10 protein-coding genes are annotated in these 12,395 nt (G+C 57.7%); 6 read left to right on the forward strand and 4 right to left on the reverse strand.

Translation table 11 applies throughout. The features are described from left to right. Positions 1-2 precede the first annotated feature (2 nt). Together ACYVAC_RS01950 and ACYVAC_RS01955 are read left to right on the forward strand one after the other, a co-directional pair. Positions 3-380, forward strand: a complete 378-nt coding sequence (locus ACYVAC_RS01950; RefSeq protein WP_461095862.1) for a co-chaperone GroES — start codon at positions 3-5, stop codon at positions 378-380. Between the two features lie 12 nt (positions 381-392). Further along, on the forward strand, positions 393-821 hold the full coding sequence (locus ACYVAC_RS01955; RefSeq protein ID WP_461095863.1) for a DUF4174 domain-containing protein: 429 nt from the start codon (positions 393-395) through the stop codon (positions 819-821). A 2-nt stretch (positions 822-823) separates the two neighbouring features. On the opposite strand, the gene ACYVAC_RS01960 is transcribed toward ACYVAC_RS01955, so the two are convergent. The 4 genes from ACYVAC_RS01960 to ACYVAC_RS01975 form a co-directional block, all read right to left on the reverse strand. Further along, positions 824-2,131 (reverse strand): aminotransferase class V-fold PLP-dependent enzyme, encoded by a 1,308-nt coding sequence (locus tag ACYVAC_RS01960; RefSeq protein ID WP_461095864.1) that lies wholly within the window; start codon positions 2,129-2,131, stop codon positions 824-826. 210 nt (positions 2,132-2,341) lie between these two features. Beyond that, entirely contained in the window at positions 2,342-4,312 is a 1,971-nt protein-coding gene (locus ACYVAC_RS01965) for a sialate O-acetylesterase (RefSeq protein WP_461095865.1), read from the reverse strand. Positions 4,313-4,434: 122 nt separating this feature from the next. Beyond that, positions 4,435-5,280, reverse strand: coding sequence for a hypothetical protein (locus ACYVAC_RS01970; protein WP_461095866.1), 846 nt, complete (start codon positions 5,278-5,280; stop codon positions 4,435-4,437). A 227-nt stretch (positions 5,281-5,507) separates the two neighbouring features. Then, the gene (locus ACYVAC_RS01975) at positions 5,508-6,032 is read right to left on the reverse strand and encodes a DUF2911 domain-containing protein (RefSeq protein ID WP_461095867.1); all 525 of its coding nucleotides are present in this window, start codon (positions 6,030-6,032) and stop codon (positions 5,508-5,510) included. Between the two features lie 719 nt (positions 6,033-6,751). On the opposite strand from ACYVAC_RS01975, the gene ACYVAC_RS01980 reads away from it, so the two are divergent. From ACYVAC_RS01980 to ACYVAC_RS01995, 4 genes are all read left to right on the forward strand, one after another. Further along, positions 6,752-8,410, forward strand: a complete 1,659-nt coding sequence (locus tag ACYVAC_RS01980) for a sensor histidine kinase (protein WP_461095868.1) — start codon at positions 6,752-6,754, stop codon at positions 8,408-8,410. Further along, positions 8,403-9,179: a response regulator gene (locus tag ACYVAC_RS01985; RefSeq protein ID WP_461095869.1), complete on the forward strand. Its 777-nt coding sequence runs from the start codon at positions 8,403-8,405 to the stop codon at positions 9,177-9,179. Before ACYVAC_RS01980 ends, ACYVAC_RS01985 begins: the two co-directional genes overlap by 8 nt. 123 nt (positions 9,180-9,302) lie before the next feature. Continuing rightward, positions 9,303-11,123, forward strand: a complete 1,821-nt coding sequence (locus tag ACYVAC_RS01990; RefSeq protein WP_461095870.1) for an acyl-CoA dehydrogenase — start codon at positions 9,303-9,305, stop codon at positions 11,121-11,123. A 233-nt stretch (positions 11,124-11,356) separates the two neighbouring features. Beyond that, positions 11,357-12,370, forward strand: coding sequence for a YheT family hydrolase (locus ACYVAC_RS01995; RefSeq protein ID WP_461095871.1), 1,014 nt, complete (start codon positions 11,357-11,359; stop codon positions 12,368-12,370). The last annotated feature ends 25 nt before the right edge of the window (positions 12,371-12,395 follow it).

The raw sequence follows: 12,395 nt of genomic DNA on the forward strand, positions 1-12,395 counted from the left end.
TTATGCTTGGCATTACCGCTGACAACAAATTGAAACGCCTGATCGTCGTGGGCGATCGGGTTCTGATCAAACCAAAAGACCCCTCCGACCGTACGGCCAGCGGGCTTTACCTGCCGCCAACCGTGCAGGAAAAAGAGCAGGTACAGTCGGGCTATGTTATCAAAGTCGGTCCCGGCTATCCCATTCCGACCCCTACCGACGATGAGCCCTGGAAAGAAACCGAAGAAACCGTGAAATACATGCCGCTGCAGGCACACGAAGGCGATGTAGCCCTCTACCTGCAGCGCAATGCCATCGACCTCCAGTATGAGGGCGAACAGTACGTGATTGTTCCGCAGTCGTCGATTCTGTTGCTCGAACGCTCCGAAGATTTACATTAAACAAACCAGCCCATGCCCTACGGCCCGATTGCGTTTTTCCTGGTTTTGCTGACGACGGTGGCCGCAGCCCAGCTCGCCGATCAGCCATCGCTCCAGCAACAGCTGCGCGACAAACGCGATCGGCGCCGGGTGCTGCTCATCTACAGCCGTACGGCCGGGAAACTGGCCGACCAATTGCGTCGGCTCGAGCCCGCCCGTGCCGACCTGAGCGAGCGCGACCTCGACCTGCTACCCCTCGATGCCGCTACCCTCCCGGCCGCCGACCGGCAGTGGCTTACCAAAACCTACCGGCTCAGGCCGGGCACGGCGTTTCGGGCGTGGCTCATCGGGAAAGATGGGGGCGTAAAAGAAACCTACACCGAGCCCGTTGCCCCCAATCAATTGGCTGGCCTGATCGATACGATGCCCATGCGCAAGCAGGAAATGCGTCGGAACCAGTAAGTTCAGCTTTTTTTCTGAGCCAGCGTGCGCTTGCCGGCAATGCTGTCGATCGCTGCAACCAGCCGGTCGAGGTCTTTGGGCGTATGATACAGATGAGGGGTTACCCGAACGCCGTGAATGTTTTCCCAATCGATACCGACCGTGTGAATTTTGAACTGGTTCATGAGCTGCGCGTCGACTTCAGCGGGTTTCATGCCCTCTATCGAGAAAAGGCCGACGGCCCCCGCGTATTCGGGCCGGAACGAGGTGTGCAGCCGTACGCCTGGAATGGTTTTTACGCGCTCCATCCAGTAATTTTTGAGGTAATGCGCCCGGGCAAACTTCCGCGCTGACCCGATGCTCTGGTGAAAATCGACCGCCGTACCAATCGCCATTTCAGACGCGAAGGAGCGTGTGCCCAGACTCTCAAACTTGCGGATGTCGGACCCGTCGGGTTCGTTGCTGGAGAGCAGTGCCCAGACCTTGCTGATATTGGTCTTCCGCACGTAAAGCAATCCGCTGCCAAAAGGAGCTCCCAGCCACTTGTGCAGACTGGTGGCGAAATAATCGGCGCCGAGGTCGGGAATGTTGAAATCGAACAGGGCGAACGAATGGGCTCCGTCGGCAATCACATCGATTCCGCGCTTGTGGGCCTCATCGGCAATTTTGCGCACGGGCAGCACCTGCCCCACCCAGTTGACCAGGTGCGTTACGTGCACCACTTTGGTGCGGGGTGTGAAGGCGTTGATGTACTGGGCCGCCAAGGCATCGGGGTTTTCGCTCGGTAAGTCGAGGTTGAGGTACACAAGTTTGATACCGTCGCGTTTCTCCCGCTGTTTCCAGGCGTTGAGCATGTTGGGGTAATCCTGCTTCGACAGCACCACTTCGTCGCCCGCTTTCAGATTTAATCCGAAGATCACTGTATTCAGTCCCTCGGTGGCGTTGCGGTTGATGGCCAGCTCGTCGGCCTGACAGCCCGCCAGATCGGCCAGTTTGCTGCGAAGTGCTTCGCGCCCCTGATCGAGAATGCGCCACATGTAATACGAGGGGGCTTCGTTGGCATACTGGTAGAACCGGATGTGGGCATCCTGCACTACTTTGGGCTGCGGACATACCCCCCCGTTATTCAGATTAAGCAAATTCGGCGATACCGTGTACTCCGACTTCACCCAGGCCCAGAAGTCTTCATCCTGCGCCAGCGTATCGGCCGACTGGTGACCGGCGCTGGCCATCGGGGCCGAACGCCCGAACGAATCAGGGAGAAAAGCGGGCAGCGCGAGTGCACTGGCTGCGGCTGCTGTCTGGCGAAAGAACGACCGGCGTGTGGTCATAGCGGGCTGGATGGTTTGGCGTTACCAACTCAGACCGGGTTTGGCAGCCAGATGAGCATTGTTCATTCAAGCCCCGCAACCCGCGTCCAGTTAAAAATAAGGCAAAACCGGTCAGGCCCAATACAAAAGCGCAATTAATTCACAGCCAGACAAACAATCGACGGGATACAGGCCCTCGCACGTCCATACCGACCCCTTATGGCTGGGTGGCTACTGGCCCGAAAACCGGTTTTTGTCGGTAATGGTTTTCCAGGTATCCGTTCGGAAAGGTGCGGCCGGAAAGCCCGCCCGATTGTAGAGGTTGATATCGCTGTTGTCGTCGGCCCAGCCGTAACGTACAGCAACCGGATTGGGTACTTCAGGCGCATGCACCACGACCAGTTCGCCGAGCACCTCGGCCCGGGCGTAGTAAAACTTCTGATCGCTGCCCGCCACTTCGAAACCGCGTACGTACCCGTAGCGATCTTTTACCACCAGCCCGCCGGTGGCCTGTCTGAACACCAGCGTTACGCGGTCTTCGCGCACCACCATCCGGTCGAAGAGAGGGCCCTGCGACAGAGCATTTTTCTGACCCGATGTATCATAGGCAACGCGCATGGCTTCGGCCGCCAGTCGTTTGCCCACATCGAGTTTATTTTTCGGGTGAATGTCGGCGGGATCGCCAATGTCAGCCGCAACGGCCATGCCGGTGACGGGCAGCTGCAGCGCCATCGCCTGGGCTTCGCGTAACTCGGCCCAGGTGCTACCGGTTGCGCTGGTACCGTTGTTGGCGCTGAATGCAGCCAGCTGTACGAACAGAAACGGCATACCGGCCTGCCCCCAGTGCTGCCGCCAGTCCTGAATGAGCGCCGGAAACGCCCGGCGGTACTCGTAGGCCCGGTTGGCGTTTGATTCACCCTGATACCACAAAACGCCCTGCAGGGCATACGGTACCAGGGGAGCAATCATGGCGTTGAACAGCTGAGTGGGATAGGTATTGGGGCCGGCCTTGTAGGACGACTCCTCGACATGGGCCACGCGGTAACGCCACTGCCCTGCCAGCGGCACATCATCGCCCGCCCCCGTCAGCTTCAGCTGATCGGGCTCGCCAAGCAGCCCGCTGGGACCACCCCTATCGTCGACCCGAATGGTAATGGTGTTGATACCGGGATGCAGCAGCCCGGCCGGCAGCGCATACTCCCGCCCTCTGACGCCCTTGCCACTGCCTACCAGCTGCCCGTTGACGTAGGTCGAGTCGGTCTCCTCGATAGCGGCCAGTTGCAGGATTCGTCCGTCGAACACGGTGCCTTCGGGTAAAATAATGTCTTTTCGCAGCCAGACCACCCCGTTTAGACCGGGCAGGCCCCTGCCCTGCCAGTTGCCGGGCAGCAGCATGGTTTTCCAATCGCTGGTATTGTGCTCGGGCGCTGCAAAGGTACGCGCTTCGCCGGCCGATGGCAGCCCCCCCTGCTGCTCCTGAAGCAGCGCCTGCAGCCGGGCCTTGCTACGGTCGGCTGCCTCGTCGTACGTAGCGGGCATATCGGCCACCATATACCGCAGGGTGGTATCGCGGTTGAGTGCCTCGCGACTGGTCCAGGTTTCGGCGTGCGTACCGCCCCAGCTGCTGTTGATGATACCGATGGGCACCTGCAGCCGGTCCTGCAGCGCCCGGGCAAAGTAGTATCCCACGGCAGAGAAAGTAGCCGCCGTGGCCGGACTGCATACCGCCCACGAGCCGTTGATGTCGGACTGGGGGGTCAGGGCCTTGGCCTTCGTTACCAGCAGTTGCCGAATGGTGGGGTAGTTGGCTTTTCGTATATCAGCAGGGCCGTTGGCTGCTCCCTGCAGACTGAATTCCATATTCGACTGTCCCGAGCACAGCCATACTTCGCCCAGTAGCACATCATTAATCTGAACGGTATTTGTTTTGCCGGTAACGACTAACTGGTAGGGGCCACCCGCTTCCATCGGGTCGAGCTGAACGCGCCAGCGCCCGTCTTTGGCTGCCCGGGCCGTCTTGGTCTGACCGTTAAAGGCGATCGTAAGTTTTTCGCCGGCTGAGGCCCAGCCCCAGACCGGTACCGGTTTCCGGCGCTGCAGCACCATATGATCGCCGAAAACGTGCGGCAGCCTGACGTCGGCCAGCGCCCGCCCGCCCATCAGCACGGCCAGTAAAACAAGTAACGTACCGAGTCGACCCATCGGTTGTATGTAGCGAATTCCCACGGTTTGCCTGATGAAAACGAATGCGTTGTTTTCACAGCGCGAAACTACGCCTTTCACCCGCCATCCCAACTGGACAGACTCGCTAAATTCCAGAATGGTTACTTAGCGAGCCGGCTACCGGGACTTTTCCAGACGCTGGCCAGTTTCTGGTTGAGTGCAAACGAGTAGCGTAGGGTAAGGCCGTAGGTCATGCCGCTGCCGGCGCCCTTCAGCTGCGCGTACTGCGTGGCCTGACTGCTGATCCGATATTGCAGATCGGTATCGACAGCACTGCTCAGGCCCCATAGCTTGCGGGCCGACAGGCCCAGATCGAGCCGGTTGCTGAGCCGGACGGTGTATTCGGCGCCCAGCTCGGCAATGGCCGTGGGGCGGCTGCTGACCTGTGTCTGGCCGGTCAGTCGTAAGGTATCGATTTGTTCGCCGGCCCGGGCCCGGTAGGCGTACCCGGCCATCAGCAGATCGCCCCGGCTGGCCCCGCTGCCAGGCACCAGCCACATCCCCCCGCTGATCCAGAAGCCCGACCGGCGCCAGGGGCCACTCGTCGACAGCAGCATGTATTTGCCGCGCAGCAGAAAACTGTGGTTATCACTGGTGTACGAATAGGTATAGGGGAAGCGGCCCCGGTCGATCACCAGTTCCGAATGAGCGGGCGAGTTGGTGTAGCCGGCCTCCACGGTCCATCGCTCGCGGGCGGTCCAGCCCAGCACCAGCCCCCAGCCCGGCCGGATTACCCGATTCGAGCCAATAAGCCCACCCAGCGAATTATCGAGCTGAGCGCGATCGGTGCGGACAAACCCGCTTAGACCCACATACCAGCGGTCGCGGGTGTAGGCCCCACCGTAGCGGGCCAGCACCCGACTGTAGGCATGCGGCTGGCGGGCCGGCAGCTGGTAATAATCGGTAGCCGTTTGCCCCAGCGCCGACGTACCAATCAGTAATGCCATCAAAAAAAGCGGGTAATGTTTGGTCATACAGGGACACCGGTTTACGATTACTCTAGTAACTATATAAACGTTTGTCTGTTAGCTATTTACGAATCTTTTTAGGGAATTGTTGCAAGTTAACTGAGCGTATGGCTCAAAAGCACCTGATTTTCAGCTTTTACCTAAAAAAAACGCCCCCGATTACCACGTAATCGGGGGCATATACGCTAAAAACGTATTTGTCGGACTTACATACCGTGTTTCATGACCGGTACCGATACGGTCATGTTGTCCCAGGCAATAGCAATGCTGTTGTTGGCTGGGGTGATGGTCAGTTTTTCGATGGGCGTTTTATTGGTCGAAACGGGTACTTTCACCATGGCCACGTCGGCATTCTTAATTTTCTCGTAGTCGTAGGCGCCCCACTGACCCAGCGTGCTGTTCAGGATTACGTCCCACTCCTTGGCGTTCGGAACGGTGTAGAGCGTGTAGGTACCGGCTTTTACCATCTTACCGCCAAACATCACATCGTTTTTGAACGTCACTTCAGTAGCCTCGTTGGCACCGGTACGCCACACTTTGCCGTATTTCTCCAGGCCGGCATCGCCAAAGATAACCCGGCCCCGTTTCGAAGGCTGCCCGTATACCACCTTGATGCTCTTGTCGGGGCTTTCGGCCGTGATCTTGGGACTCATGGGCGGCTTTTTGTCCTGTGCCTGCACCAGCGATACCATAGCAAACAGAATAGTGAACAGCGCAATCAGTTTTTTCATGTCTGATAAATTGGTTTGGTTCAGTCGTACGGTTTATACGATGACCATTAAACGAAGGATTGCGGGGAACAGTTTAGGCAGTCGTTACAAAATCATGGCTTTCGCCCAGCCGGTATGGCAGACAACGCCGGCGCACCACCCCATCAATTAAACGAGAGCGCCTACCTCCGGAAGGGACCAGCTACCAGCCAGCGATCAGGCTCACTACTGTTGCACTACGCACCACATTACCACTCAGTAATTCGCGGGCAGATGCCAATGCCGGGCATCTGTGCCCGCAGATACCCTTTCGGTAGACAAATCAGCTAAAATTCCGGGCAAAACTGAGCAAAAATACCTCGACCGAGGTATTTTTTTAAAGTAGCCGATTCCTGTCTTTTGCATTTACCAAAACCATATGAATGGTGGGTCAGATACTGGATTGAACCGGTATTGAAGAGCGTACGGTACCTGCGAACGCCGTTCACCGGCACTCAGCCGGCTCCCCTATTCTTCTGTCGCAGCATTTCTACGTAACCTGATAAGCTATGTTTTCAACACTGTATTACTCCAGAACCGGACGCCTGACCGCCAAGATTATGCCTTAAACGGATGAGGCCACGTACGACCAGACGGGTACCCTGCTGGCCGTGCCTGCGTCGGCTGGCTGCTTTTGACAGAATGGCCCAAAAGCGTTTACGGTCAGTCTACCGCCCCAGTACACTTTACCACCTATGTTTATGACCTACCGTATACTTGTCTTTCTTTTAATCACCGGCTTACTTGGCTGCCAGTCCGATCACCGGTACGACGTCGATAGCAAAGCCCGTTATCGGGCCGACAGTCTTGCTCAGTCGCAGTTCATCCAGCTGGGCAACGATGTGTATGCCCAGAAACAGGGGTATAATTCCTTTGCCCGAAGTTTGGCTTACTATGACAGTGCCCAGCTTATTGCCGATCGGTGGGGCGACCGGCTGATGCAGGCCCGGGCTTCGTATGCAAAGGGCCGTGTGTATGATGCCTGGAACAAAGACCCCCGCCTGACCATTCATTTCTACGGACAGGCCGCCGACCTGTATCACAAGGTACCGGGCGAGCGCTACCATTACCTGTATGTAAAACACCTGCAGGCGCACGCCTACGATAAGATCAAGGATACCACCAACACGGTTCGGGTACTGACGCAGCTCACCAACGAGATAGCGCACACCGACACAGCCCAGCTCCGGTCGTATCGGTTCACGGCTGAAATGGCACTGATTGCCACCGAAGTAGGGGCTTTTCCGCTCGCCGAAGACATTCTCCGCAAGCTGACCCGGCGTGCCTGGATCAGTAACGACCCGGAAACTTACGATTACCTGAACCACTATTACCTGACCCGCAGCCGGATCGACGCCCTGTATTACCGGCGGCCATCGCCCTACATCGACTCGCTGACAACCGTGTTCAACCGGTCAACCAACCTGATGGACAGCCTGTATTTTGCCGGCACACTGGCCGATCTGTACGCAGCCCGGCAGGACTACGAACCTGCTTACCGATTTTCGGCCATAAGTCACCGACTTGAAACGAAACTAAACCAGACCGGAGCACTGGCGCAGATGCAGCGCGCCCTGGTCAACAGCGAACTGACCGTAGAACGCAACAAAATGGCCTACCAGAACCGCATTCGTGAGATTCGCTGGTATGCGGTCTGGGTTATGGGTGCGGTGCTGGTCATTATCTCGTTGCTGAGTTTCTACCTCTACCGGCGCAACCAGCTCTTCAGAGCACAGTCGAACCGGCTGGCTACCCTGAATGGGAAACTCGACGAACAGATCGCTCAGATTCAGTTGCTGAACAAGGAAATCCAGCACAGGGTCAAAAACAACCTGCAGATGATCTACAGCCTGCTGCATATGCAGGAGCGCAACATCACGAACCCCGAAGCGCTGATTCAGCTGCAGCAGGCCCGCCTGCGGGTCGAATCGATCGCTACGCTGCACAAGCAGCTGCTGGGCGAAGAGGGCCCCATCGACATGAAGCAGTACATCGATACGATGACCGATGCCGTGGTGCGCTGCTATGATAAAGATGTTGTGACCCAGCTCGACATCACCGACCTCTCGCTGCCCAGCGATTATTACCTGCCCCTGGCGCTTATTCTGACCGAATGGGTCACCAATTCCATGAAGCACGCGATACCCGCCAACGACACCCTGGTGATCGCGATTAAACTCCGGCAGGAGTTGACCACGGTTTACGTCGATTATACCGACAATGGCCTGCCCGTAGCGCATCCGGTAGTGCCCAATCTGGGCATGGACATTGTTCGGCTACTATCCCGTCAGATTCGGGGCACCCTGACCCATCCGCAACACAACCCGTTCCAGTACCAACTCCTGCTTAGCCATGCTTAAGACGCCATCCATTCTGATCGTCGAAGACGACGCCCTGATTGCCGAAGACCTGAAGCTTACGCTGCTCGACCTTGGCTTCAATGTGGCCGGGATCGCCACCAATTTCAACGATGGGGTTACCCTTGCAGACAGCCAGCGCCCCGATTTGGTACTGCTCGACATCAACCTCAGCAGCGATGAACCGGCGAATAATGGACTGGCGCTGGCCCGGCGCCTAAACGACGACTACGGGCTGCCGTTTCTGTTTCTGACGGCCTACACCGACCGGGAAACCATTCTTGAAGCTACGCGACTACGCCCCAGCGGGTACCTGATCAAGCCCACCACGCCGGCGGCCCTCTTCGCCACGATCCAGACCACCATCGAGTCGCTCCATTCCCGGTCGGGTACCGACGCCATGCCCACGGCCGATACCGACCGGCCCGACTTCTTCTTTGTCAAGGTCGGAAGCCGGAACATCAAACTCCTCTGGAAAGATGTGTACTGCCTGGAATCCAGCAAAAACTACGTTCAGATTCGGGTAGTTGGCGTACCAGTTACCTACAGTATCCGGGGTACGCTGGGCTTCGTGCGGCAGCAACTGATGCCCGCAGGCCTGCAGCCCATGTTTGTGCAATTCAACCGCAGCACGATTGTCAACCTCCGCCACATTACCTACTACGACGTCGAAGGCATCCACTGCTTAAATTTCCAGACGGCCAACACGCGGTTCAGCTATCGGGAGTTGCAGACGCTGATGGCGCAGGTGCGGGTTGCACTGGAGCATTAGCCAACCCACCACGCATCTGCCCTGCGGCTATTACCCGGATTGATTCTTCACCAAAACGGGAAAAATTGGTACATTTACCACACGCAGTATGCGTGCATACCATCCCAATCCCATCTTAGCAACATGGCAACCCCGTATTTCAGCAAACGGAACATTCATTTTCTGCTCCACGAAGTTTTTCGGGCCGAAGAATTAACTAAGTACGCGTATTTCAGCGCTCACGATCGCGAAACTTTCAACCTGGCTATCGACTCGGCCACCTACATTGCCGATACCCTGCTGTTTCCTTACCTGAAAGATATTGACCGCAATCAGCCCGAACTCAAAAACGGGCAGGTAACAGTCCATCCCAAGGTACGCGAGTTTCTGCGGGCCATGGGCGACGCCGGCCTTATCGGCGCGGGTTTTTCGTTTGAGCAGGGCGGACAGCAGCTTCCCGAAATGATCAGTTCGGTAATCGGCTTTATTCTGATGGCGGCCAACAATGGCATGATGTACACGGGCCTCTCGTCGGGAGCCGCCCACCTCATCACCTCCTTTGGCTCATCGACCCTGGTCGATTTCTACGTACCCAACATGCTGAATGGTGTCTGGCAGGGCACCATGGCCCTTACCGAACCGCAGGCCGGCTCATCGCTCTCCGATGTGGCCACAACCGCGACGCCCGTAGACGGGCAGCCCGGTGTCTACAAAATCCGGGGGCAAAAGGTATTTATCTCGGCCGGCGATCACGACGCAGCCGACAACATCGTGCATCTGATGCTGGCCCGCATCGACGGAGCCCCCAAAGGCACCAAGGGGATTTCGCTTTTTGTAGTGCCCAAATACCGCCCCGAGACCGATTCGCCCGGCGGCCCGTTTGTCGACAACGATGTGCAGTCGACGGGTGTCTACCATAAGATGGGGCAACGGGGTGTACCGGCCATGCACCTGACTATGGGCTCCGGCGACAACACCATCGGTTATCTGGTCGGCGAGCCGCACCAGGGCCTGCCCTACATGTTCCAGATGATGAACGAGGCCCGCATCGGGGTGGGTATGACGGCAGCCGCCATTGCCACGGCGGCCTACTACGCAGCCCTGCAATATGCCCGTGAGCGGCCACAGAGTCGGCGGCTCAACGAGAAAAACCTGCTCGATGCCCCACAGACACCCATTATCAATCACCCCGACGTTCGGCGGATGCTGCTGTTTCAGAAAGCCATCACCGAAGGGTCACTGTCGCTGCTGATCGAAGCGGCCCGGCTCTACGACATCAGCCGGGTGGCCGAGGGCGACGAAAAGGAAAACGCGTTTCTGCTGCTCGATCTGCTCATGCCGGTGGCCAAATCATTCCCCTCGGAGATGGGCGTGCAGTCGGTGAGCCAGAGTCTGCAAACCTTCGGCGGCTACGGCTTTACCGAAGATTTCCCGGTTGAGCAGCTATACCGCGACATTCGGATTACGCCCATCTACGAAGGCACCACCGGTATTCAGGCCCAGGATCTGCTGGGTCGGAAAATGACCATGAAGGGCGGCAAAGCCCCCCAGCTGCTCTTCGCCGAACTAAGCAACACCATCCGTGAAGCCAGTGCCTACGACGAGCTGAAACCCTACGCCACTATGCTCACGGCCGAACTGAAACGTACGCAGGAGGTAGTGATGTCGCTGATGCCCCACGCCATGAATGGCGATACCGAGCGTTACCTGGCCGATGCCACGCTGTTTCTGGAGTTGTTCGGCATTGTGGTGGTAGCCTGGCAGTGGCTTAAACAGGCGGTAGTGGCCCAGCAGACCCTGCTAACCCAAAACCCGCAGGGCGACGAGCAACTCTTTTACGAGGGCAAACTGCACACCATGAAGTTTTATTTTCACTACGAAGTGCCCAAGACACTCGGCCTGGCTACGCGCCTGAAAGACACCGAAGTACTGACGATTGTTTCGACCCGGGAGCTGGCGCTGTAGTCAGTTGTCCCGGTATTCGGTCAGCTGCGCCGGTCGGGAACGTTTTCCCGACCGGCGCAGCTGTTTTCAGATCAAATGGCCAATGGGTAACAAGTTGCAGCTCGATCTGTAGTGTACCGGAAAAACTATACAATCGGGGGCAAAAACATGATTTTTGCCAGATGTGCAATCCTTTTTCGTAGCAGACGCCCCGAAACATGTACCTTCGTTGCTTGCGTTATCTGCGTCCCGTTATGCCGCTGATTACCCCGTCGACGTACCGGCCACCCACCCGTTTGTGGAATGGCCATCTTCAGACCATTATCCCTTCGCTGTTTCGGCGGGTGACGGTCGACTACGTCCGCGAGCGAATCGACACGCCCGACGACGACTTTCTGGATCTCGACTGGGCCTTTCCGGCAGGCGATTCGGCCGACCGACCTGATCGGAGCCGGGAGCTGGTGATTCTGTCGCACGGGCTCGAGGGCAGTTCGTCGAGTCAGTACCTGGCGGGCATGGTGCGGTACCTGACCCGGCAGTCGTATAGCTGTCTGGCCTGGCACTACCGCTCGTGCAGTGGCGAACTGAACCGGCAGCAACGCTTTTATCACCTCGGCGATACCGCCGATTTACACTTCATCATCGCCCACGCCCTGACCAGAGGCTACCAGACCATCCACCTGATGGGATTTTCGGCCGGGGGCAGCGTGACGCTCAAATACCTCGGCGAGCAGGGTACCGCCATCGATCCGGCCATTGGGCGGGCGGTGGTTTTCTCGGTACCGCTCGATCTGCTGGGTTCGGCGCGTCGACTCGAACAGTGGGACAGCCTGATTTATAACCGCCGGTTCAGCCGGGCGCTCAATGCGAAAGTGCTTCGCAAGGCGGCCGTCATGCCGGGCGTTTTCCCGGTCGATGCCATCCGGCAATCCCGTCGGGTCCGCGAGTTCGACGAACTCTTTACGGCCCCGATGAATGGCTTTCGCGATGCCACGGATTATTACGTACGGAGCAGTGCACTCCAGTATATTCCGGCCATTGCGGTGCCTACACTGATTGTCAATGCCCAGAATGACCCATTTCTGTCGCCCAGCTGTTTCCCCGATACACTGGCCCGACAACTGGCCATGGTATGGATGGAATTTCCGGAGCAGGGCGGCCACTGTGGCTTTCCAACGCTAACCGACGGACTCAACGGCCCCTACTGGTCGGAAGAACGGGCAGTCGCTTTTTTGCGACACCCCCTGCCGACCACCGCGATGAACTGATTTGTGAATTTCATACCCCCGGCTA

It is taken from the genome of Spirosoma luteolum (genome assembly GCF_054778875.1).